This is a genomic window from Limnohabitans sp. TEGF004 (assembly GCF_027924965.1).
GTDB lineage: Bacteria > Pseudomonadota > Gammaproteobacteria > Burkholderiales > Burkholderiaceae_C > Limnohabitans.
The window spans coordinates 1,048,880-1,071,863 of record NZ_AP027056.1 but is presented as its reverse complement, the minus strand read 5'-3'; the positions used below and the strand labels follow the sequence as shown (position 1 = coordinate 1,071,863).

24 protein-coding genes are annotated in these 22,984 nt (G+C 56.4%); 14 read left to right on the top strand and 10 right to left on the bottom strand.

The genetic code is table 11. From position 1 onward, the window contains the following. Nucleotides 1–76: 76 nt before the first annotated feature. The gene (parC, locus tag LINBF2_RS05380) at nucleotides 77–2,434 is read right to left on the bottom strand and encodes a DNA topoisomerase IV subunit A (protein WP_281891003.1); all 2,358 of its coding nucleotides are present in this window, start codon (nucleotides 2,432–2,434) and stop codon (nucleotides 77–79) included. Then, nucleotides 2,431–4,410 (bottom strand): DNA topoisomerase IV subunit B, encoded by a 1,980-nt coding sequence (locus LINBF2_RS05375; protein WP_104800348.1) that lies wholly within the window; start codon nucleotides 4,408–4,410, stop codon nucleotides 2,431–2,433. The genes parC and LINBF2_RS05375 overlap by 4 nt, the downstream gene beginning before the upstream one ends. A gap of 163 nt (nucleotides 4,411–4,573) precedes the next feature. Here LINBF2_RS05375 and LINBF2_RS05370 point away from each other — a divergent pair, with 163 nt between their 5' ends. The 6 genes from LINBF2_RS05370 to LINBF2_RS05345 are packed head-to-tail and all read left to right on the top strand — an operon-like array spanning nucleotide 4,574 to nucleotide 9,401. Next, complete coding sequence (locus tag LINBF2_RS05370) at nucleotides 4,574–5,800, top strand: MFS transporter (protein ID WP_281891001.1); 1,227 nt, start codon at nucleotides 4,574–4,576, stop codon at nucleotides 5,798–5,800. Between the two features lie 18 nt (nucleotides 5,801–5,818). Next, entirely contained in the window at nucleotides 5,819–5,965 is a 147-nt protein-coding gene (locus LINBF2_RS05365) for a hypothetical protein (protein WP_161499745.1), read from the top strand. Nucleotide 5,966: 1 nt separating this feature from the next. Next, nucleotides 5,967–6,524, top strand: a complete 558-nt coding sequence (locus LINBF2_RS05360) for a class I SAM-dependent methyltransferase (RefSeq protein WP_104800347.1) — start codon at nucleotides 5,967–5,969, stop codon at nucleotides 6,522–6,524. 55 nt (nucleotides 6,525–6,579) lie between these two features. Next, a complete protein-coding gene (dapA, locus tag LINBF2_RS05355; RefSeq protein WP_281890998.1) occupies nucleotides 6,580–7,473 on the top strand; it encodes a 4-hydroxy-tetrahydrodipicolinate synthase in 894 nt (297 codons plus the stop codon). Between the two features lie 26 nt (nucleotides 7,474–7,499). After that, entirely contained in the window at nucleotides 7,500–8,591 is a 1,092-nt protein-coding gene (gene bamC / locus LINBF2_RS05350; RefSeq protein ID WP_281891291.1) for an outer membrane protein assembly factor BamC, read from the top strand. A gap of 24 nt (nucleotides 8,592–8,615) precedes the next feature. Further along, nucleotides 8,616–9,401 (top strand): MBL fold metallo-hydrolase, encoded by a 786-nt coding sequence (locus LINBF2_RS05345; protein ID WP_281890996.1) that lies wholly within the window; start codon nucleotides 8,616–8,618, stop codon nucleotides 9,399–9,401. A gap of 67 nt (nucleotides 9,402–9,468) precedes the next feature. On the opposite strand, the gene LINBF2_RS05340 is transcribed toward LINBF2_RS05345, so the two are convergent. Continuing rightward, a complete protein-coding gene (locus LINBF2_RS05340; protein WP_201747067.1) occupies nucleotides 9,469–9,645 on the bottom strand; it encodes a hypothetical protein in 177 nt (58 codons plus the stop codon). 163 nt (nucleotides 9,646–9,808) lie between these two features. After that, nucleotides 9,809–10,939: a cupin domain-containing protein gene (locus LINBF2_RS05335; RefSeq protein ID WP_281890994.1), complete on the bottom strand. Its 1,131-nt coding sequence runs from the start codon at nucleotides 10,937–10,939 to the stop codon at nucleotides 9,809–9,811. 19 nt (nucleotides 10,940–10,958) lie between these two features. Between LINBF2_RS05335 and LINBF2_RS05330 the strand changes: the two genes are divergently transcribed. Further along, a complete protein-coding gene (locus tag LINBF2_RS05330) occupies nucleotides 10,959–11,483 on the top strand; it encodes an FKBP-type peptidyl-prolyl cis-trans isomerase (RefSeq protein ID WP_104800343.1) in 525 nt (174 codons plus the stop codon). Between the two features lies 1 nt (nucleotide 11,484). Here LINBF2_RS05330 and dut read toward each other — a convergent pair whose 3' ends face one another. Both dut and coaBC read right to left on the bottom strand, forming a co-directional pair. Beyond that, entirely contained in the window at nucleotides 11,485–11,934 is a 450-nt protein-coding gene (gene dut, locus LINBF2_RS05325; RefSeq protein WP_281890991.1) for a dUTP diphosphatase, read from the bottom strand. Between the two features lie 85 nt (nucleotides 11,935–12,019). Then, nucleotides 12,020–13,237 carry a bifunctional phosphopantothenoylcysteine decarboxylase/phosphopantothenate--cysteine ligase CoaBC gene (gene coaBC / locus LINBF2_RS05320; RefSeq protein ID WP_281890989.1) on the bottom strand — a complete coding sequence of 406 codons (1,218 nt, stop codon included), beginning with the start codon at nucleotides 13,235–13,237 and terminating at the stop codon, nucleotides 12,020–12,022. A 69-nt stretch (nucleotides 13,238–13,306) separates the two neighbouring features. On the opposite strand from coaBC, the gene LINBF2_RS05315 reads away from it, so the two are divergent. Genes LINBF2_RS05315 through LINBF2_RS05290 form a run of 6 tightly spaced genes read left to right on the top strand, consistent with a single transcriptional unit; the run spans nucleotide 13,307 to nucleotide 18,709 of the window. Then, nucleotides 13,307–14,953: a CTP synthase gene (locus tag LINBF2_RS05315; protein WP_281890987.1), complete on the top strand. Its 1,647-nt coding sequence runs from the start codon at nucleotides 13,307–13,309 to the stop codon at nucleotides 14,951–14,953. A gap of 22 nt (nucleotides 14,954–14,975) precedes the next feature. Beyond that, nucleotides 14,976–15,833: a 3-deoxy-8-phosphooctulonate synthase gene (kdsA, locus tag LINBF2_RS05310; protein WP_281890985.1), complete on the top strand. Its 858-nt coding sequence runs from the start codon at nucleotides 14,976–14,978 to the stop codon at nucleotides 15,831–15,833. 55 nt (nucleotides 15,834–15,888) lie between these two features. Continuing rightward, the gene (gene eno / locus LINBF2_RS05305) at nucleotides 15,889–17,172 is read left to right on the top strand and encodes a phosphopyruvate hydratase (protein ID WP_104800338.1); all 1,284 of its coding nucleotides are present in this window, start codon (nucleotides 15,889–15,891) and stop codon (nucleotides 17,170–17,172) included. Nucleotides 17,173–17,196: 24 nt separating this feature from the next. Beyond that, nucleotides 17,197–17,469 carry a cell division protein FtsB gene (gene ftsB / locus LINBF2_RS05300; protein WP_236657953.1) on the top strand — a complete coding sequence of 91 codons (273 nt, stop codon included), beginning with the start codon at nucleotides 17,197–17,199 and terminating at the stop codon, nucleotides 17,467–17,469. Further along, nucleotides 17,466–18,077, top strand: a complete 612-nt coding sequence (gene pnuC / locus LINBF2_RS05295) for a nicotinamide riboside transporter PnuC (RefSeq protein ID WP_281890982.1) — start codon at nucleotides 17,466–17,468, stop codon at nucleotides 18,075–18,077. The genes ftsB and pnuC overlap by 4 nt, the downstream gene beginning before the upstream one ends. Continuing rightward, nucleotides 18,074–18,709, top strand: coding sequence for an ATP-binding protein (locus LINBF2_RS05290; protein ID WP_281890980.1), 636 nt, complete (start codon nucleotides 18,074–18,076; stop codon nucleotides 18,707–18,709). The genes pnuC and LINBF2_RS05290 overlap by 4 nt, the downstream gene beginning before the upstream one ends. Before the next feature lie 6 nt (nucleotides 18,710–18,715). Here the strand turns inward: LINBF2_RS05290 and LINBF2_RS05285 are convergent, their stop codons facing one another. Beyond that, entirely contained in the window at nucleotides 18,716–19,690 is a 975-nt protein-coding gene (locus LINBF2_RS05285) for an Hsp33 family molecular chaperone HslO (RefSeq protein ID WP_281890978.1), read from the bottom strand. Then, nucleotides 19,690–20,214, bottom strand: a complete 525-nt coding sequence (locus LINBF2_RS05280; protein ID WP_104800334.1) for a gamma carbonic anhydrase family protein — start codon at nucleotides 20,212–20,214, stop codon at nucleotides 19,690–19,692. The genes LINBF2_RS05285 and LINBF2_RS05280 overlap by 1 nt, the downstream gene beginning before the upstream one ends. A 39-nt stretch (nucleotides 20,215–20,253) precedes the next feature. Between LINBF2_RS05280 and LINBF2_RS05275 the strand changes: the two genes are divergently transcribed. After that, the gene (locus LINBF2_RS05275; RefSeq protein ID WP_281890977.1) at nucleotides 20,254–21,057 is read left to right on the top strand and encodes a ferritin-like domain-containing protein; all 804 of its coding nucleotides are present in this window, start codon (nucleotides 20,254–20,256) and stop codon (nucleotides 21,055–21,057) included. Between the two features lie 7 nt (nucleotides 21,058–21,064). Here the strand turns inward: LINBF2_RS05275 and xerD are convergent, their stop codons facing one another. Both xerD and LINBF2_RS05265 read right to left on the bottom strand, forming a co-directional pair. After that, complete coding sequence (gene xerD / locus LINBF2_RS05270) at nucleotides 21,065–21,988, bottom strand: site-specific tyrosine recombinase XerD (protein WP_281891290.1); 924 nt, start codon at nucleotides 21,986–21,988, stop codon at nucleotides 21,065–21,067. Continuing rightward, nucleotides 21,988–22,950 carry a tripartite tricarboxylate transporter substrate binding protein BugE gene (locus LINBF2_RS05265; RefSeq protein ID WP_281890975.1) on the bottom strand — a complete coding sequence of 321 codons (963 nt, stop codon included), beginning with the start codon at nucleotides 22,948–22,950 and terminating at the stop codon, nucleotides 21,988–21,990. Before LINBF2_RS05265 ends, xerD begins: the two co-directional genes overlap by 1 nt. Nucleotides 22,951–22,984 lie beyond the last annotated feature (34 nt).

The following is a 22,984-nucleotide window of genomic DNA, read 5'->3' as shown; positions in this document are numbered from 1 at the left end:
GCCCCAAACAACCTAGCAATTGAAAACGGCCCTTGCAAGCAAGGGCCGTTTCTATTTGGCTAGCCGGGGCGTCGCGTTATTCCACCCGCACCACAGCATTAGGCTTAAATCCCAAGTCAGCCACTTTGCCCTTCTTGCCGCGTGCCGCTTTGGCGTTATTCAAGCTGCGAATTTCCAGCGTTTCTTCGCGCACTTTGCCGCCACGGCCAATGCCTTCGATGCGCACGCTGCGTGTGTACGCAGCCGCACCGGCCAAGGTATCTTTGGCTTCTAGGTCAATCAGCATCAAGCCGCGACCGCCCTTTTCCATGGCTTTGAGTTCTGACAACTCAAAGGTCAAAAAGCGGCCGCCCGTGGACGCACAAGCCACATGCGTAGCAGGTGCCACAGGCTGTGCGCCCGAGCCACCGCTGGCAGGTGATGGGCGGCACACGGTTTCGCCCTCACCCACGGTGATGAAGGCTTTGCCGCCTTTGTTGCGCGAGATCATGTGCTCGATGTTGGCCATGAAGCCATAGCCACCCGAGCTGCTGAGCAAGTACGTCGCGCCCGCAGGGCCAGCCACGTAGTGCAGCAACTGAGTACCTGATTCCAAATCAACCAACGTGGTCACGGGCTGGCCGTCGCCACGCGCGCCCGGCAAAGCGGCCACAGGCACAGAGTAGATGCGGCCGTTTGAGCCAAACGCGATAAAGGTGTCCACCGTGCGGCACTCAAACGTGCCGTACAAGCCGTCGCCTGATTTGAAGGCGAAGGCACTGGCTTCGTGGCCGTGGCCGGTACGTGCACGGACCCATCCTTTTTCAGAGACCACCACGGTCACGGGCTCGTCTACCACCTTGACTTCGGCCACTGCTTTTTTCTCTTCTTGAATGAGCGTGCGGCGTGGGTCGGCAAAGGTTTTGGCGTCGGCTTCAATTTCTTTGACCATCAAGCGGCGCAGCGCCGATGGGTTGCCCACGATGTCTTCAAGCTTGGCCTGTTCGTCGCGCAACTCTTTGAGCTCTTGCTCAATCCGAAAAGCTTCCAAACGCGCCAGCTGACGCAGACGAATTTCTAAGATGTCTTCGGCTTGTCGCTCGCTGAGTTTGAAGCGCTCCATCAGCGCCTGCTTGGGCTCGTCGCTCTGACGGATGATGGCAATCACCTCGTCGATGTTGAGCAACACCAACTGACGACCTTCCAAGATATGGATGCGGTCCAGCACTTTGTTCAAACGGTGCTGAGAGCGGCGCAGGATGGTGGCAGAGCGAAACTCAATCCACTCGGTCAACATCTCGCGCAGCGACTTAGGCACAGGACGGCCATCGATACCCACCATGGTGAGGTTGATAGACGACGAAGTTTCTAAGCTGGTGTGCGCCAGCAAGGTGGTGATGAGTTCTTGTTGCTCAATGGTGCGGGTCTTGGGCTCGAACACCAAACGCACAGGGGCGTCTTTGCTTGACTCATCGCGCACCACGTCCAACACAGCCAAGATGGTTGCCTTGAGTTGAGTTTGCTCGGCGCTCAGCGCCTTCTTGCCTGTCTTGACCTTGGGGTTGGTGAGTTCTTCAATCTCTTCCAGCACGCGTTGGCTGCTCACGCCGGGTGGTAACTCATTGACCACCAGTTGCCATTGGCCACGGGCTAATTCTTCAATGGTCCAGCGAGCGCGCACTTTGAGTGAGCCACGGCCTGTGCGGTAGGCGTCGGCAATGTCGGACGCGCTGCTGATGATTTGGCCGCCACCGGGGTAGTCGGGTGCGGGCAAGATTTGCAGCAACTCGGCGTCGCTCATCTTGGGGGTCTTGATGAGTGCCACGCACGCATCGGCCACTTCGCGCAGGTTGTGGCTTGGAATTTCAGTGGCCATACCCACTGCAATGCCGCTTGCGCCGTTGAGCAGGGCAAATGGCAAACGGGCGGGCAACTGCTTGGGCTCTTCGGTGGAGCCGTCGTAGTTGGGCTGGAAGTCCACCGTGCCTTCGTCAATCTCGTCCAGCAACAGCGTGGTAATTTTGGCCAAGCGTGCTTCGGTGTATCGCATGGCCGCAGCGCCGTCGCCGTCGCGTGAGCCAAAGTTGCCTTGGCCGTCGATCAGTGGGTAGCGTTGTGCAAAGTCTTGCGCCATGCGCACCAGCGCTTCATACGCGGCGCTGTCGCCATGAGGGTGGTAGCGGCCCAGCACGTCACCGACCACGCGGGCGCACTTGACGGGCTTGGCACCTGAGTTACCGCTGAAGCCCAAGCCCATGCGGGACATGGAATAAAGAATGCGGCGTTGCACCGGCTTTTGGCCGTCGCATACGTCGGGCAAGGCGCGGCCTTTGACCACGCTGAGCGCGTATTCAAGGTAGGCGCGTTGGGCGTAGTGGCCCAGCGCGATGTCGCCGTCGCCATCATTGTTATTGTTGTTGGCGGTGGGCAGTCCAGGGGTTAACAAATCGGTCATACGTCAATCTCAATCGAATCGCCATGCAGTTCCATCAGCTCACGGCGTGCGGCGGCTTCGCCTTTGCCCATGAGTTGCGTGATCAAACCTTCGGTGGTTGCAAAGTCCAGCAAGCCCAGTTGCACGGGCATGAGGCGACGGGTGTCAGGGTTGAGGGTGGTGTCCCACAGTTGTTCGGCGCTCATCTCACCCAAACCTTTGAAGCGGCTGATGCTCCACTTGCCCTCGGCCACGCCGTCTTTGCGCAGCTTGTCGAGGATGGATGTGAGCTCACCCTCGTCCAAGGCATACACCTTGGTAGCTGGCTTTTTGCCACGCGCCGGTGCGTCCACACGAAACAGCGGTGGACGCGCCACAAACACATGTCCCGCTTCGATGAGCTTGGGGAAGTGACGGAAAAACAAGGTGAGCAACAACACTTGAATGTGCGAGCCGTCAACGTCCGCATCACTCAGGATGCACACCTTGCCGTAACGCAGACCACTCATGTCGGGGCTGTCTTTTGGACCGTGAGGGTCAACACCCACGGCCACCGAGATGTCGTGAATTTCGTTGTTGGCAAACAAGCGGTCACGCTCGACTTCCCAAGTGTTCAGCACCTTGCCACGCAGCGGCAGGATGGCTTGGTTTTCTTTGTTGCGACCCATCTTGGCGCTGCCGCCCGCAGAGTCGCCCTCGACCAAGAACACTTCGTTGTGCGCCGTGTCTTTGCTTTCGCAATCGGTCAGCTTGCCGGGCAACACAGCCACACCTGAGCCCTTGCGCTTCTCTACTTTTTGGCCGGCTTTTTGGCGACTTTGTGCAGCTTTGATGGCCAACTCAGCCAGCTTTTTGCCGTACTCAACGTGCTGGTTGAGCCACAGCTCCATGGTAGGGCGCACATAGCTTGACACCAAGCGCACAGCGTCGCGCGAATTGAGGCGTTCTTTGATTTGACCTTGGAACTGCGGGTCAAGCACCTTGGCGCTCAGCACGTAGCTGGCACGGGCAAACACGTCTTCTGGCATGAGCTTGACGCCCTTGGGCAGCAAAGCGTGCAACTCGATGAAGCTTTTCACCGCCGTGAACAACCCATCGCGCAAGCCGCTGTCGTGTGTACCACCAGCGCTGGTGGGAATCAGGTTGACATAGCTTTCGCGCACAGGTGCGCCGTCTTCGGTGAAGGCCACAGCCCATGCTGCGCCCTCGCCTTCGGCAAAGCTGTCGTGGTTGCTATCGGCATAGCCATCGCCTTCAAACAAAGGAATGACGGGGTCGCCATGCAGTGTCTGCATCAAATAGTCACGCAGGCCGCCTTTGTAGAGCCAGTTTTGCGTGTCTTTGGTTTTCTCATTGATGAGCGTCACGCTCACGCCGGGCATGAGCACAGCTTTGCTGCGCAGCAAGTGCACCAACTCGTTCATCGGCAAGGCCGAGGATTCAAAATATTTGGCATCGGGCCACACGCGCACGGTGGTGCCTTGCTTGCGGTCGCCTGATTCTTGTTTGCGGGTGGTGAGTTTTTCCACCACGTCGCCACCTGAGAACACCAAGCGGGCCACTTGGCCTTCACGGTACGAGGTGGCTTCCATGCGTTTGGCCAGCGCGTTGGTCACGCTCACACCCACGCCGTGTAAACCGCCAGAGAAGCTGTATGCGCCGCCCGAGCCTTTGTCAAACTTGCCACCTGCGTGCAAGCGGGTGAACACCAGTTCAATGACGGGTGCTTTTTCTTCGGGGTGCATGCCAAACGGAATGCCACGGCCATCGTCGTCGATGCTGACCGAGCCATCGCTGTGCAGCGTGACGCCAATTTTTTTGCCGTGTCCAGCAAGCGCCTCGTCAGCCGCGTTGTCCAACACTTCTTGAATGATGTGCAGCGGGTTGTCGGTGCGGGTGTACATGCCCGGACGTTGCTTGACGGGTTCGAGTCCTTTGAGGACGCGAATCGAGCCTTCCGAGTACTGGGGCGGTGTAGTGGGTTGCTTTGTAGCCATGGGGCAGAATTGTAGACAGATTCAAACGCAGCACTGTATAAAACAACAGACTCATCTTCTTTGCAAACCGAATCGGCTCAGAACCTGAGCATTTGCGGCATCCAGCCGACTTGGCACAACGCCTTTGACAGCAGCTGTGCAACACATTGGGTAAAGTCGACCTATGACCAACCAACACAAAACACTGCCCATGTGGCAGGTACTGGCCTGCGGGGCCGCCATCGTCACCTTGTCCATGGGCGTGCGTCACGGCTTTGGCCTGTGGCTGCAACCCATCACCCAAGCCCAAGACTGGACACGCGAAAACTTCGCCATGGCCATTGCCATTCAAAACCTGACTTGGGGTTTTGCAGGCATCTTCTCGGGCATGTTGGCGGACCGCTTTGGCGCCTTCCGAGTCATTGTGACCTGTGCAGTGATGTATTCGCTGGGCTTGATTGGCATGGCGTATTCAGACACGCCCGCCTTATTCACCGCGACTGCTGGTGTCTTGATTGGCATTGCCCAAGCAGGCACCACCTACGCCGTGATCTACGGTGTGATTGGCCGCAATGTGAGTGCAGCCAAGCGTTCGTGGGCCATGGGTGTGGCAGCGGCGGCGGGCTCGTTTGGCCAGTTTTTGATGGTGCCCACCGAGGGCTACCTCATCAGCACCTTTGGTTGGCAAGAGGCCTTGGTGTGGTTGGCGCTGTCGGCCATGCTCATCATTCCCCTCGCCTACGGTTTGCGTGAACCTGGCTTTGGAGGAGGTGCGACACCGCACCGCGACCAATCCATCCTGCATGCGCTGCGTGAGGCCATGGGCTATCGCAGCTTTCAACTGCTGATGGCGGGCTACTTTGTGTGCGGCTTTCAGGTGGTGTTCATTGGCGTGCACATGCCCAGCTACCTCAAGGACCACGGCTTGTCGCCTGAAGTGGCCAGCATTGCTTTGGCGCTGATTGGTTTGTTCAACGTGTTTGGCACCTACATCGCAGGCAGCTTGGGCCAGCGCATGGCCAAGCGCAAAATTTTGTCGTTCATTTATTTCTCACGCTCCATCGCCATCGTGCTGTTTTTGCTCGCGCCACTCACACCCATGAGCGTTTACATCTTCTCTAGCGTGATGGGCCTGCTGTGGCTCTCCACCGTGCCGCCCACCAATGCGGTGGTGGCTCAGATTTTTGGCGTGGCTCATTTGTCGATGCTGGGCGGCTTTGTGTTCTTCAGCCACCAAATTGGCAGCTTCATGGGTGTGTGGCTGGGCGGCTACTTGTACGACAAGACGGGCAGCTACGACATTGTTTGGTACATCTCGATTGCGTTGGGCGTTTTTGCCGCACTCATCAATATGCCGGTCAATGAAAACGCGATTGAGCGTAACGATGTGCCAAAGACCGTTGCTGCTTAACCATCCAAAATCCAAGCCATGATGCGCCGCCTGATCAGCACCACCTTGATTCGCAAAGTTGCGATTGGCTTGGTGTGCGTGGCCATTTTGTTGGCGGTTTTGTCTATGTATTTACGGCCTGAGTTCTTGCTGACCTTGGCCGACCAAGTCTGGGGATGCTTCTGAGATGAGTACTGTGCTTCATGGGCAAGAGCCCACATCGAGTTGGGTGGCCCGTTGGGCGCACCTATTGCCTGCGGGCTGCCATGTGCTGGACTTGGCCTGCGGACACGGCCGTCACATGCGCCACTTTGCGGATCTTGGTTACCCCGCCACAGGGGTGGACCGCAACCCAGACGCCATTGCCGCCGTCAGCGCCTTGGGCGAAGCCATTTGTGCAGATATTGAAAACGGGCCTTGGCCGCTGCAAGGCCGAACTTTTGGTGGCGTGGTCGTGACCAACTACCTGTGGCGCCCTCTTTGGCCGCACATCTTGGCCAGCCTCGCGCCCAATGGCGTGCTGATTTACGAAACCTTTTCTGCAGGCAACGAAACCGTGGGTAAACCTTCGCGCCCAGACTTTTTGCTGCACCCTGCCGAACTGCTGGCCGTGTGCAAAGACTTACGCGTGGTGGCGTTTGAAGAAGGCTTTTTGTCTCAGCCCGAGCGCTTTGTGCAACGCATCGTGGCGGTGCGTGAGACCAGCAGCGCACAAACACCCGTTCGTTACCCACTTTCTCACTAAAAACGTCACTGGCAATCGCTAGAATGAACGTTTTTCCTTGACCGAACTCGCGGACATGACACCCATTACCGGCAGCATCGTGGCTTTGACCACCCCCATGCACACAGACGGCAGCGTCGACTACCCTACTCTGCGCAAACTGATTGATTGGCACATTGCCGAGGGCACCGATTGCATCGGCGTCGTGGGCACCACCGGCGAGTCACCCACCGTCAACGTGGAAGAACATTGCGAAATCATCCGCGTGTCGGTCGAACAAGCGGCCAAACACACCGAACGTCATGTGCCCATCATGGCGGGTTGCGGCGCGAACTCGACAGCTGAAGCGATCGAGCTGGCTAAGTTCGCCAAGAAAGTTGGCGCACATTGCCAACTGCAAGTGGTGCCCTACTACAACAAGCCCACGCAAGAAGGCCAATACCTGCACTTCAAGGCCATCGCCGAAGCGGTGGACTTGCCCGTGATTTTGTACAACGTGCCCGGCCGCTCAGTGGCCGATATGGCGCACGACACCGTGCTGCGTTTGGCCCAAGTGCAAGGCATCGTGGGCATCAAAGAAGCCACAGGCAACATCGAACGCGCCGAGTGGCTGATTCGCGATGTGCCCAAAGGCTTTGCCGTCTATTCAGGCGACGACCCCACCGCTGTGGCGTTGATGCTGTGCGGCGGCCAAGGCAACATCAGCGTGACCGCCAACGTGGCCCCACGCTTGATGCACGAGCTGTGCGTGGCTGCCATCGCTGGTGACGTCAAACGCGCCATGGAAATCCAATTCAAATTGATGCCCGTTCACAAACAGCTGTTTGTGGAAGCCAACCCCATCCCCGTGAAGTGGGCCATGCACCGCATGGGCCTTGCCGGCCCAACGCTGCGCTTGCCCATGACCGAACTCACCAAGGCCAACGAGCCTGTGGTGGAAGGCGCCTTACGCGCCGCTGGTTTGATCTGATTGTTAAAAAGGCCTTGGCTGTGAACATTTCTTTTGCTTCAAATCGTGCAACGCTTGCGCTAACCCTCTTGGTTTTGCTCAGCGGCTGTGGCTCCATCATGGACGGCGACAAAGTCAATTACAAAACTGAAGGTGGCACCAAGGTGGTACCGCTCGACATTCCACCCGACCTGACTCAACTCACACGTGACACACGTTACGCCGTGCCTGGCGGTGCAGTCACTGCCAGCAGCATGGGCGTTCGCCCTGTGCAAACAGTGGCCACAACTGCTGCCAAACAAGTCAACGATGTGCGCATTGAACGCGACGGTAAACAACGTTGGTTGGTTGTCAACCGTACAGCCGACGTGGTGTGGCCGATTGTTCAAGGCTTCTGGAAAGAAAATGGCTTTGAATACGTGATCGAGCAACAACAACTGGGTTTGCTCGAAACTGAATGGGCTGAAAACCGTGCCAAGATTCCGCAAGACTTCATCCGTCGCAATTTAGGCAAAGTACTCGATGGCCTGTATTCGTCTGGCGAACGCGATAAGTTCCGCACACGCATTGAACGCAACAGCACAGGCGGCGTAGATATCTTCGTGACCCACCGCGGCATGAGCGAAGAATACAAAGATCAAACCAAGTCAGGCACGATTTGGGTTCCACGTCCAAGCGATCCAGAATTAGAAGCTGAATTTTTAAGCCGTTTGATGGTCAAACTCGGCGTTTCAGCAGAGCAAGCCAAAGCCAGCACAGCAACGGCTCAAGTCGCACACAGCAAAACCAGCTTGACCACCAAAGGTGATGCGGCAACATTGAATATTCCAGACTCATTTGATGTCGCTTGGCGCCGTGTGGGCTTGGCCTTAGACCGCACAGGCTTTACGGTTGAAGACCGTGACCGTGCACAAGGCGTTTACTTTGTGCGCTATGTTGATACGACGAAAGAAGAAAAAGGTTTCTTCAGCAAGATGTTCAGCAGCTCCACCGCTGACACAGGCCCTGTCAAGTACCGTATTGCTGTACGTAAAACCGACAGCGTGACAGAAGTCACCGTTCAAAACGCTGCAGGCAAAGCTGAAAACAGCCCCGTCGCTCAGCGCATCTTGAAGCTGGTGGCTGACGACCTGCGCTGATTCAGCGCGGTCTGAGCTTGCGCCATGTTGCGCTTTAAAAGCCTGGGCAGCGGCAGCTCGGGCAATGCCACTTTGGTTGAAGCCCAAAGCGGCGTGCATACGACCCGTTTACTCATCGACTGCGGCATTCGCCTGCGCGATCTTGAAGCCCGCTTGATCGAAGCCGGCACTTGCGCTGAAGACCTCGACGCCATCTTCATCACACACGAGCACGGCGATCACATTGGCTGCGCACGCAGCTTTATCAAACGCTATTCAACACCGCTGTGGATGAGCCAAGGCACGTGGCTGGCTGTGTGTGACGATGCGTGGTTGCCACACCAGCGCTTATTGAATCTAGCACGAGACGGTAACACGATCGAAATAGGTGCTTTGCAAGCCCTGCCGTTCACTGTGCCGCACGATGCCCGAGAGCCCTTGCAGCTGCGCTGCAGCGACGGCAACCGCCACTTGGGTCTCGCCACCGACCTAGGCCATCCATCGGCTCATATGGTGTCGTCTTTGCAAAGCTGTCACGCCCTGCTGCTTGAAGCCAACCACGACCCCGAGATGCTGCAAGCTTCCAGCTACCCCAGCTTCTTAAAGCAACGCGTGGCAGGCCCATGGGGGCATTTAGCAAACCACGCAGCAGCCGAACTGTTGGCCCGCGTGAAACACAAAGATCTGAACTTTGTGCTGGCCGCCCACTTGAGCGAACGCAACAACACCCCAGAACTGGCACGCGCCAGCCTGAGCAAGGCCATGCAATGCGCGCCGTTAGACATTGCCGTGGCCGATCCGATCACGGGGTCGGCCTGGGTGCAGGTCTAAGCCATTTGCGATGCGCCCATGAAAAAAGCCACCCGAGGGTGGCTTTTGAATTCAGTCCGAAAACTGATTACTTGCTGGCAGCGTCAGAAGCTGGGGCAGCGGCTTCAGAAGCCACAGCAGAAGCGGCTTCAACAGCAGCAGAAGCGGCAGCAGGAGCGGCTTCAACAGCAGGAGCTTCTTTTTTGCCGCAAGCGACGAGAGCGGCAGCAGCCAACAAAGATGCCAACAGGATTGACTTGTTCATTTTGATATTCCTTAAAGGGGATGAAAACAATTTCCGGAAATTGCTGTGGCTTGCACCACAACCAAGCAGAAGGGCTCGAGCCTCTCAACTTAGGGTCAAATTATAGGGTAATTCCTATACGCATTTCAAGCAACTTGTCAGCCAGACGTCAAGGTCTGAATATTTAGGCACCGGCGTGGAGCCAGCCGTCGTCACACCACTCGAGCAGAAGGTTTAATGCTTCCATACTCGCTTTAACCAAATCAGATTGAGACAAAGAACGTGTATCTGCAAGTTGACGCATCAGTGCAGCATCCTTACCCGCAGCACGCCAACTTTCACCATTCAAGAAAATATGGTGCGCGTCGTACATCATCTTGCTTCGTCGATCTAAACGCACTGAAGTGAGCTGATCTGGCACATCGCCTATTTCAAACCACACACTGGCTTTGGGTTCCGTCAAATACTCACCCAAAGCACGTTGCAGAGCTTTGGGATCTTTTAACGCTTTTTGAAGTGCTGATTTGGCAAAATCAGCCAAACCGTCGGGCATCGCCGCTGGCTTTGACACAGCAAGTTGAGTGGCGTCTTTGTACAAGTCATCACCTGCAGCCTCTTCGGCACCTTCGCTCAAACGCACCAACAACTCGCGAGCCAAATCGCCAGTTTGGGGCACGCGAAAGCCCACCGAATAGGTCATGCACTCGCCTTGTGCAACGCCATCGTGGGCATAGCGCGGTGGCAAGTACAACATGTCACCAGGGTTGAGCACCCAGTCGTGCTCTGGCTTGAAATTAGCCAAAATCTTCAACGGCATGTCGGGCACGAGCGACAAATCTTTTTGTCGGCCAATGCGCCAACGGCGTTGGCCGTGGGCTTGCAACAAAAACACGTCGTAGCTGTCAAAGTGCGGGCCCACGCCACCGCCTTCGGTGGCGTAGCTGATCATCACATCGTCCAAACGGGCATCTGGGATGAAACGAAATTGCTGCATCAAGGCGGCCACACGGTCGTCGTGCAAATCCACACCTTGCACCAACAAGGTCCAGTCGCGCTCAGTCAGCTTAGGGATGGCTCGGCGTTTGAACGGGCCGCGCTGCATTTGCCAGTCGCGTTTGCCGCCGTTCGCCCCCATCACCAAACGAGATTCGACCTCGTTTTGTTCGGCCAAATCAAACAGCTCAGGACGGCTGAGCAAGGCTTTAAATTCAGGGATGGCTTGGCGCACCAACAGTGGCTTGCGCTGCCAATAGGTGTTCATAAATTCGGCGGGACTGATGCCGCCGAGCAGGGTCAGGGGTTTATTCACATGCATCGTGCGACAATTTTGCCCTATGGAAATTACACAACACTGCGTGGTCGGCTTAACTTGGACCTTGAAAGACACTTTGGGCGAGGTGCTGGACGAATTGGACAGCCCTGTTGAATTCTTGGTGGGCGGCGATGACTTGCTGGCCAAGATCGAAGAAGCGCTGCAAGGCCACAGCGTGGGCGACCACATCGACTTGCAACTCGAACCCGAAGAAGCCTTTGGAGACTACGACGAAAACTTGGTGTTTTTAGAAGCCCGCTCGCTTTTCCCAAAGGAGCTAGAAGAAGGCCACACGGTTGAGGGTCACGCCCTGCCCGCTGGCTGCAACCCCGACGCACCACAAGACTTGCTCTACACCGTGACCGAGCTCTACCCCGAGCATGTGGTGTTAGATGGCAACCATCCGCTGGCCGGCATTGCGATTCGCATTCACCTCGATGTGCAATCGGTGCGCGAAGCCACGCAGGAAGAACAAGAACGCGGCACTTTGGGTACAGGCTTTTTCAAGATCGAAGCCCAAGCGCCGGGCAACGATTTGCTGCACTGATTTATTTCTTACCGGTCGAACCGTAACCGCCCTCACCGCGCTCAGTCGGCGCGGCAAATTCATTCACCACATTGAACTGGGCTTGCACCACGGGCACGATGACCAACTGAGCCAAGCGCTCCATGGGCTCGAGCGTGAACGCCACATCGCTGCGGTTCCAAGCGCTGACCATGAGTTGACCTTGGTAGTCGCTGTCAATCAGACCGACGAGGTTGCCCAACACGATGCCGTGTTTATGACCCAAACCCGAGCGCGGCAAGATGAGCGCGGCATACGCGGGGTCAGCCAAGTGGATGGCAATGCCCGTGGGCACCAATTGCCAAGCGTTGGGCTCTAGTGTGATGGGCGCATCCAAACATGCGCGCAAATCAAGGCCAGCGCTGCCAGGCGTGGCGTATTGCGGCAGTTGTTCGGCCATGCGGGTATCGAGAATTTTGACGTCGAGTTTCATTGTTTGATCAGATGAAATAAATGGATATTGCAAATTTAAATGTGAATCTTGCCAGCACGCACGAGGTTGAATCGGGCAGCTGATATCAAGCGGCTTTCAAACGCCGCGAAATCTCAGCCACCAACTGGCGCGCCAATGTGAGCTTGCTGGCATGCGGTAATTCATGGCTACCTTGCGCATCGACCAATAACAACGCGTTGTCATCCAACCCAAAGGTGGCAGGGCCAATATTGCCTACCAACAACGGCACACTTTTGCGTTCGCGTTTGGCCGTGGCGTGCTTGAGCAAATCATGGCTCTCAGCTGCAAAGCCTACGCAATACAAAGCGCCGCTTTGAGCGCGGGCTGATTGGGCGACACCAGCCAAGATGTCTGGGTTTTCCACAAAGTTCAGTTGCGGTAATTGACCGGAACCGTCTTTTTTGATTTTTTGTCCCGCCACATCGGCCACACGCCAATCAGCTACCGCGGCCGTCGCCACAAACACAGAAGCCGCATCCACATGCTGAGCCACAGCCGCTTGCATGTCCAAGGCCGATCGCACATCCACACGCTGCACGCCGCGCGGCGTAGGCAGATGCACGGGGCCAGCGACCAAGATCACTTCGGCGCCCGCTTCGCGTGCAGCGCGGGCAATAGCAAAACCCATCTTGCCGCTCGATAAATTGGTGATGCCGCGCACAGGGTCCATCGCCTCGTAGGTAGGGCCTGCGGTGATCAGCACATGCTGGCCCGCCAAAACTTTAGGCTGGAAGAACGCAATCAGGTCTTCCAAAATTTCTTCTGGCTCCAACATGCGGCCGTCACCGGTTTCGCCGCAGGCTTGTTCACCTTGGCCTACGTCCAACACATGAGCGCCATCCGCTAAGAGCTGCGCCATGTTGCGCTGCGTAGCGGGGTGTTGCCACATTTCGCGGTTCATCGCGGGGGCCAAGATCAGGGGCACGCTTTCAATCGGGCGGGCTAAGCACATGAGGCTGAGCAAATCGTCAGCGCGCCCATGCAGCAGTTTGGCCATGAAGTCGGCGCTGGCAGGTGCCACCACGATGGCGTCGGCCTCGCGGCTCAGGTTGATGTGCGCCATGTTGTTGGGCTCACGGGCATCCCATTGCGAGACGTACACCGGACGATTCGACAAGGCTTGCAGGGTGACGGGTGTCATGAACTGGGCCGCAGCCTCAGTCATGACCACTTGAACCGTAGCTCCCGCCTTAACCAAGGCACGACACAGTTCCGCCGCTTTGTAGCAAGCGATGCCACCACTCAAACCCAAAACAATGTGCTTATTTGACAGATCAGACATGGCTCGCAATGTAGCAGAGCGCCTATAATTTCGATTTCCACCTACCGGGAGACAGTCTCTCGATCTGGCATGACCCAATTTGTATTCGTCACCGGCGGTGTTGTCTCTTCCCTTGGTAAGGGAATTGCAGCCGCCTCACTCGCCGCCCTGCTTGAGTCGCGCGGCCTCAAAGTCACCCTCATCAAACTGGACCCCTACATCAACGTAGACCCAGGCACCATGTCGCCGCTGCAGCACGGCGAGGTGTTCGTCACCGAAGACGGCGCAGAAACCGACCTCGATTTAGGCCACTACGAGCGCTTCATCACGACGCGCATGAAAAAGGCCAACAACTTCACCACTGGCCAGATTTACCAAAGCGTGCTCGACAAAGAGCGCCGCGGCGACTATCTGGGCAAAACGGTGCAAGTCATCCCCCACATCACCAACGAAATTCAAGAGTTCGTCAAACGTGGCGCAGCCTATGACACGCCTGACGCCGTGGATGTGGCCATTGTTGAAATCGGTGGCACTGTGGGCGACATCGAGTCCCTGCCCTTCCTCGAAGCCGCTCGCCAAATGAGCCTGAAGATGGGTGCACACAACACAGCGTTTGTGCACCTGAGCTACGTGCCTTGGATCGCCGCCGCTGGCGAACTCAAAACCAAGCCAACCCAACACACCGCACAAAAACTGCGCGAAATCGGCATCCAAGCTGATGCACTGCTGTGCCGTGCAGACCGCCCAATTCCTGAAGAAGAACGTCAAAAAATCAGCCTGTTTTCGAACGTGCATGAGTCGGGTGTGATCTCCATGTGGGATGTGGACACCATCTACAAAGTGCCACGCATGTTGCACGAGCAAGGGCTGGACAACTTGGTGTGCGACAAGCTGCGCATCAACGCCAAACAGGCCAACTTGCAACGCTGGGACGACTTGGTCCACGAAGTGGCCAACCCCAAAGAAGAAGTCACCATAGCCATGGTGGGTAAATACGTCGACCTGTCTGACAGCTACAAATCGCTCAACGAAGCCTTGCGCCATGCTGGCATGAAGAACCATGCACGCGTGAAGATCGAGTACGTGGACTCTGAATTCATCACACCCGAGAACGTCAAAGACCTCGGCAAATTCGACGCTATTTTGGTGCCCGGCGGCTTTGGTATTCGCGGCGTGGAAGGCAAGATTTCTTCTGCTCAATTTGCCCGCGAAAACAAAGTGCCATACCTTGGCATTTGCTTAGGCATGCAAGTGGCTACCATCGAATACGCCCGCCACATGGCTGGCTTGAAAGACGCCAACAGCACTGAGTTTGTGCCAGACGGCCCTTACCCCGTCATCGCCCTCATCAACGAGTGGAAAGACGCAGACGGCAGCATCCAAACTCGCACAGCCGACTCCAACCTTGGCGGCACCATGCGCTTGGGCGCACAAAGCTCAGATGTGGCCCCCGGCACCTTGGCGCACAAAATTTACGGCGACGTGGTGACCGAGCGCCACCGCCACCGCTACGAAGCCAACGTGAACTACCTCGACGCCCTGCGCAAAGCGGGCTTGGTGATTTCGGCGCTCACACAGCGCGAGCACCTCACCGAAATCGTCGAGCTGCCACAAACCGTTCACCCTTGGTACATGGGCGTGCAGTTCCATCCCGAGTTCAAATCGACCCCATGGGATGGCCACCCCTTGTTCAACGCCTTCGTCAAGGCAGCGTTGGACCACAAAGCTAAAGCCTAATTTTTAGAACACAGGACACGCTATGAAACTTTGCGGATTTGACGTCGGCCTCGACAAGCCTTTCTTTTTGATCGCAGGCACTTGCTCGATCGAAGGTTTAGAAATGTCCATCGACGTGGCAGGCCAGCTCAAAGAAATCTGCTCGAGTCTCGGTATTCCTTTGATCTACAAAGGTTCGTTCGACAAAGCCAACCGCTCGTCTGGCAATACCAAGCGCGGTGTGGGCATGGATGCGGGCTTGAAGATCCTCGACGAAGTGCGCCGACAACTGCACCTGCCCATCCTGACCGATGTGCATGACGAGTCGCAGGTCAAAACAGTGGCCAGCGTGGTCGACGTGTTGCAAACCCCAGCTTTCTTGTGCCGCCAAACCGACTTCATCCGTGCCGTGGCGCAATCGGGCAAACCGGTGAACATCAAGAAGGGCCAGTTCTTGGCTCCTTGGGACATGAAAAACGTCATCGACAAAGCCCGCGACGCCGCTCGCGAAGCTGGCTTGCCCGAAGACAACTTCTTGGCCTGCGAACGTGGCGTGAGCTTTGGCTACAACAACCTCGTAGCCGACATGACCAGCTTGGCTGAGATGCGCAAATCTGGCGCGCCGGTGGTGTTTGACGTCACCCACTCGGTGCAAAAGCCGGGCGGTCAAGGCACAGTCAGTGGTGGCGCTCGCGAGATGGTGCCCGTGTTGGCCCGCGCTGGCGTAGCCGCTGGCGTGGCTGGCCTGTTCATGGAAACACATCCATGCCCTTCAGAGGCTTGGTCTGACGGACCGAATGCTGTGCCCCTGAACAAGATGAAAGCTTTGTTGGAAACTTTGGTCGAGCTCGATGCCGTGACCAAAAAACACCCCTTCTTAGAAAACAACTTTGAGGCCTGAGTGCACTGCACACAGTCACAAACTCTTTTTAAAAACTTGAAATAGGAAAACACAAATGAGCGCTATCGTCGACATCGTCGCCCGTGAAATCTTGGACAGCCGCGGCAACCCCACCGTGGAATGTGATGTGTTGTTGGAGTCCGGCACCATGGGCCGTGCTGCTGTGCCATCAGGCGCTTCCACCGGCAGCCGCGAAGCGATTGAACTGCGCGATGGCGACAAAAGCCGCTACCTTGGCAAAGGCGTGTTGAAAGCAGTTGAGCACATCAACACCGAAATCTCTGAAGCCATTTTGGGCTTGGACGCTTCTGAGCAAGCCTTCCTTGACAGGACCTTGATCGACCTCGACGGCACTGACAACAAGAGCCGCTTGGGCGCCAACGCCTTGTTGGCTGTATCCATGGCTGTGGCCCGTGCTGCCGCTGAAGAGTCTGGCTTGCCTTTGTACCGTTACTTCGGTGGCATGAATGGCAACCAATTGCCAGTGCCCATGATGAACGTCATCAACGGTGGCGCACACGCCAACAACAACTTGGACTTGCAAGAGTTCATGATCATCCCCGTGGGCGCACCTACATTCCGCGAAGCCGTGCGTTACGGCGCTGAGGTGTTCCATGCCTTGAAGAAAATCATCCACGACAAAGGCATGAGCATTGCTGTGGGCGACGAAGGTGGCTTTGCCCCTAACGTCACCAGCCACGAAGCCGCCATCCAAATGATCTTGGACGCAATTGCTGCAGCAGGCTACACCGCGGGCGAACAAATCGCCATCGGTTTGGACTGCGCGGCCAGCGAGTTCTACAAAGACGGCAAGTACCACTTGTCTGGCGAAGGCTTGCAATTGACGGCTCAGCAATGGACCGACATGCTCGCCACTTGGTGCGACAAGTACCCCATCATCAGCATCGAAGACGGCATGGCCGAAAACGACTGGGATGGCTGGAAAGTGTTGACCGACCGCTTGGCCAAGAAAGTGCAAATCGTGGGCGACGACTTGTTCGTGACCAACACCAAGATCTTCAAAGAAGGCATCGACAAAGGCATCGCCAATTCGATCCTCATCAAGATCAACCAAATCGGCACCTTGACCGAAACGTTTGAAGCCATCGAGATGGCCAAGCGCGCGGGCTACACCGCCGTGATCAGCCACCGCTCTGGCGAAACCGAAGACAGCACCATTGCCGACATCGCAGTGGGTTTGAACGCCGGTCAAATTAAAACCGGTTCAATGAGCCGTTCTGACCGCATGGCCAAGTACAACCAACTCTTGCGGATCGAAGAAGACTTGGGCGACGTGGCGGTGTACCCAGGCCGTTCTGCCTTCTACAACCTGCGTTAATCGCTGGTCTCCTGAGTCTGATTCATGCTGCGACCACTCCACCTCGTGCTGATTGCCCTGCTGCTTGTGCTGCAGGGCCAGCTGTGGTTTGGTCGCGGCAGCATCCCTGACGTGATGCGTCTACGTCAGACCTTGAATGACCAAAAGCAGCAAAACGCTGCCGCGCAATTGGCCAACGACCGCCTGAGCGCTGAACTCCACGACCTCAAAGATGGTCTGGAAATGGTCGAAGAGCGTGCCCGCTCTGAAATCGGCATGGTCAAGCCGAACGAAGTCTTCGTGCAAATCGCGAAGTGACCGAACTCCTTTTCTCGATCGCATTCACCCTCTGGGGCCTCGACACTTCTTGGCTTGAACTCATCGCTGTGCTGCTGGCCTTCGCGATGATTGTGTGCAACATCGTCGAGTGGCATTGGGGCTGGCCTTTGGCCGCCATCAGCTCGGTGCTGTATTTCTTTTTGTTTTGGAGCCAGCGCCTGTATGGCGATGCGCTGCTGCAAGTGCTGTTCGTCGTCTTGGCCCTGTGGGGCTGGTCGGTATGGTTGCGCGGCGTGGAAGGTGCGCCGTTGCCAGTGACACGCATGCCTGCGCACCAGCGCTTCACCTTGACTTGGATGGGCAGCTTGCTTTGGCTTAGCACAGGGGCCGTGCTGTTGAACTTCACCGACACCGATGTGCCTTGGTGGGATGCCTTTCCCACCGCTTTCAGTTTGGTCGGCCAATATTTGCTCGCGCACAAGCGCTTAGAAAACTGGGCGGTATGGATAGGGGTCAACATCGTGGCTGCAGGTCTGTTTGCGTGGAAGGACTTGTGGCTCACCACCCTGCTCTACCTCGTGTTCATTGCACTCAGTGGACTGGGTTGGCGCACATGGGCCAAGCACGCCGAAGTGGAAGCTGCATGAAGATTGCTCTGCTCGGCGCAGAAAGCACAGGCAAGTCACAACTGGCCCAAGCACTGTGCGCACGGTTGCAGAGGTCTGGCTTGGTAGTACACCTCGTGAATGAATACCTTCGCGAATGGTGCGACACCCACCAACGCACACCTCGCCAAGACGAACAGTTACACATCGCCGAGACACAAATTGCACGGGTGCTCGCAGCGCCAGCGAATACCGTGGTGATTGCAGACACCACCCCGTTGATGACGGCTGTCTACAGCCAAATGCTATTCAACGACGACAGCTTGAATGCTCTGGCTATGGCTCATCAGGCGGTGTATGACGTGACCCTACTCACGGGACTTGATGTGCCTTGGGTGAGCGATGGTTTGCAACGCGATGGCCCACATGTGCGTGAACCCGTTGATGCGGCTGTGCGCCACATGCTAGGCCTAGCTGGCCTGCCTTACCAAGTGGTGTACAGCACGGGCGCACAACGCTTAGACAACGCTTTGTTTTGCATTGGCCGCCAAGCACCAGACTGGGCAAAGCAGCTAGAGCGCCCCGAGACCCTCACGCGCTGGAACGGCCCATGTGAGACCTGCGGTGACGGCGACTGTGAACACCGCTTGTTCACCAGCCTCGTCAAAGGCTAAACCGCCTTATTGCAACGACGAAGGTGCTGGTGGGGGCGTTGGTGTGCCGGTGAAAATTTGCGCCGCATCCACCGCGTCATAGCGGTATTGCTCGCCACAAAAATCGCAACCCACTTCCACATCTCCGCGCTCGGCCAAGATGCTTTCCACCTCTTCGGTACCCAAGCTACGAATCATGTTGCTCACACGTTCACGGCTGCATGAGCACGCAAAACTAGGCGTGAGTGGCTCGAAGCGCACCAGTTTTTCTTCCCAGAACAAGCGGCGCAGAATTGTTTCGGCATCCAAATTCAGCAACTCATCGGACGTCAAACTTGAGGCCAAGATAGAGATGCGGTTGTAGTCCTCGCTACGACCAATTTCATCTTCGTCTTCCATGGTCGCCTTGGCAGCCAAGTTGCCTTCACCTTTGATGGGCAGGCGCTGAATCAGCAAGCCCGCAGCCGTGCTGTCGTTTGCAGCCAGCACCAAGGTGGTGTCCAGCTGCTCGCTTTGCAGCATGTAGTGCTGGAGCACGTCGCTGAACTTGTCGAGTTTGTTGCGTTGGTCGTCAAACAGAGGCACCACACCTTGGTACGCCTGTTGGCCGGGCATCTTGTTGAGTGGGTCCAGTGTGATGGCACATTTGCCCTCGTTGTTGACGTTGACCATCTCTGACAAAGTGCTGGCATCGCCCAACTCACCCACCACTTTGGCTGTGGCTCGCAAGCTTAAATTTGGATTGACTTCAACCACCGCCAACTTCAGCGGGCCATCGCCAAAAATTTGCATCACCAAAGCGCCATTGAATTTGATGTTCGATTGCATCAACACGGCAGCCGCCGTCATCTCACCCAACAAGTGGCGCACAGGCTCTGCATAGGGGCCGGTTTCCACGTTGGCCGCGCGGCGCTTGAGTACCTCTTGCCACACATCGGTGAGCTGCACCAACATGCCACGCACAGGCAAACCATCGAACAAAAATTTATGCAGTTGAGACATTAAGCAATTTTCTTTAAACCCGCTTTGAAGCGGTTTTTGTTAGTCACATAGTGCTGCGCGCTGCGGCGCAACCCTTCAATTTGCTCAGGCGTGAGCTCGCGCACCACCTTGGCAGGGCTTCCCAAAATCATGGAGCCATCTGGAAACTCTTTGCCTTCGGTCACGAGCGAGCCCGCTCCCACCAAACAGTTCTTACCAATCTTCGCGCCGTTCAACACCACAGCACCAATGCCAATGAGCGATTCATCGCCAATCGTGCAGCCATGCAGCTGAACCATGTGACCCACCGTCACATGCTTGCCAATGGTGAGTGGAATCCCCACGTCAGCGTGCAACACGCTGCCGTCTTGGATGTTGGTGCCTTCGCCAATGCGGATGGTGGCCGTGTCGCCACGCACCACGCTGCTGAACCACACGCTGCTGTCAGCGGCCATGTGCACATCGCCAATCACTTGGGCGTTGTCCGCCACCCAAGCAGAGTCGGCAATGTCTGGGGTCAGCGTATCGAGTTGGTAAACAGCCATGAAAGTCTCCTGCGATTTTGGTTTTCTACAATTGTAAGGATGAGCCTACGCCCCTTAGCATTGACCGCCCTTTGTATATGCGACCCCGCCGCGAAAGTTCAAGCGGTGCAGTCGCTGTGGGCTAAGCAAAAAGATGTGGTGGTATTGACGAATGAAGTCATCGTCAACGATTCTGCCCAAACACTGCCTGGCCGCCCTGAACTGCCACACTTGATTCCAGCCCAACAAGTGCCCACACGTACACCCTTCACGCCCGAGGGCTTGGCAGCCTTGATGCATGCGGTGTGCCACATCGAGTTCAATGCCATCAACCTCGCATTGGATGCGGTTTGGCGCTTCTCCAACATGCCTGCGCCCTACTACACCGACTGGCTGCGCGTGGCCTATGAAGAGTCGCAACACTTTGAGATGCTGCACACGCACTTGCAAAGCCTAGGCCACCGCTACGGCGACTTTGACGCCCACGATGGCATGTGGCACATGTGCCAAAAAACAGCCAACGATGTATTGGCCCGCATGGCGCTGGTGCCCCGCACCCTAGAAGCACGCGGCCTAGATGCCACGCCCTTGATTCAAACCAAGCTACGCAAAGCGGCTACGCCCGCCGCCTTGCAAGCGGCAGATTTGTTGGACATCATCTTGCGCGAAGAAGTTGGCCATGTGGCCATTGGCAACCACTGGTACCGCTGGTTGTGCGAGCAGCGCGGCCTAGACCCTGTGGCTTTTTACAGCGAATTGGCCAAGCGTTATGAAGCGCCGAAGCTGCGTCCGCCCTTCAACAAAGAAGCCCGCAAGCGTGCGGGCTTTACCGAGGCAGAGCTGGACTATTTGTTAGGCGGCTGATAGCAAGTCAGCCACGCGGATGGTGCTGCCCGTGCAGGCTCTTCAAACGTTCACGCGCAATGTGCGTGTAGATGGTGGTGGTGGAAATATCGGCATGGCCCAACAACATTTGCACCGCCCGCAAATCAGCCCCGTGGTTCAGCAAATGCGTGGCAAACGCATGGCGCAAGGTGTGCGGTGAAATCGGCACATGAATTTGCGCTTGCAAGGCATAGCGTTTGATGAGCTGCCAAAACATGGCACGCGTCATGGATTCTCCTGCGTTTTTTCCCCGCACTGTCACAAACAAAGCTTCGGTTTGATGACCTGCCAGCAATGCGGGGCGCGCCTCACTCAAGTAGCGCTGCAACCAATCGCGCGCCACTTCGCCAAACGGCACCAAACGCTCTTTGCTGCCCTTGCCCATGATGCGCAGTACGCCGTCGTTCAAACTCACATGCAGGGTCTTAAGGTCGACCAACTCACTCACGCGCAAGCCACTGGCGTAAATCAACTCCAGCATCGCGCGGTCGCGCATGCCTAGGCCCGTGGACACATCGGGCGCGTTGAGCAAACTCTCAACCTGCGCCTCAGTCAAACTTTTGGGCGCACGCACAGGCTGCTTGGCCGTGAGCAGTTTCAACGTGGGGTCAGCCACCAACATGCGCTCGCGCAAGGCCCAACGGTAAAAGCGCTTAAACACCGTCAAGCGCCGATTGGCACTGGTGGCTTTGGTCTCGGCGTGGCGGTGCGCAAAGTACTGCTGCAGGTCTGACTCTTGCGCGGCAAGTAAATGCGTGCCCTGAGCATTCAGCCATGCAGACAACAAATTCAAATCACGCCGATAGGCCGCCAAACTGTTAGCAGCCAAACCGTGCTCTAGCCAAAGTGCGTCAATGAAGATGTCGATGTTGGCGTCAGGTGCAGACGCCGATAGGCCTGTCAATGCGATCAATCCAAGGTGAGTTTTTGTTCCGTCACCACGCGTTTGTAAACTTCAAACTCGGCTTTGATTTGCGCTGCAAATTGCTCGGGCGTGTTGGCCACAATGAGCGAACCCGTGTCTTCAATGCGTTTACGCACAGCTGGATCTTCCAGCGCTTTGCGTACGCCGGCATTGATTTTGTCCACGATATCTTTGGGCATACCCTTGGGGCCGTAAATGCCATAAAACGCCATGCGGTTCACAGGTTCTAGGCCTATTTCTTTGAAAGTAGGCACGTTAGGCAACACGGCCAAGCGTTGAGGTGCGGCCACAACAATTGGCACCAAGCGGTTGTCTTTGATAAAGGGCAACGCCGATGGCAAGTTATCAAAAATCATGGGAACTTGGCCTGCCACCGTGTCATTCAAAGCTGGTCCTGCACCACGATAGGGAATGTGCGTGACAAAGGTACCGCTCAAGTTTTTGTACAACTCCATCTGCAAATGACCAATGCCACCAGTGCCGGATGATGAGTATGAATACTTGCCTGGCGAACGCTTGAGCTCGGCGATGTAGCCCTTGTAATCCGTCGCGGGGAAATTGGGATGCACAGCAATGATGTTGGGGGTCGCCGCAATGTTGATGATGGGTGTGAAGTCGGTCAACGGGTTGTACGGAATTTTGCTGTTGATCGCAGGATTCGCTGCCGTGGTCGACACGGTGGCCATGCCTAGCGAATAGCCATCGGGCGCAGCTTTGGCTGTTTCGTTGGCACCCACCACGCCGCCACCGCCTGCTTTGTTGATGACCACCACCGTTTGCCCCAACGCTTTACCCAATGGGTCTGCAATCGTGCGTGCAATGATGTCTGTGGTTCCACCTGGGGCAAAAGGAATTTGCAACTGAATAGATTTGGAGGGATAAGCTTGCGCAAAGGCAGAGCCAGCCGCGGCAAGCAAGGAAAGAGCAAACCAATGACGACGTTGCATTTATGTATCTCCTAAAAAGATCCGACCAATTGAC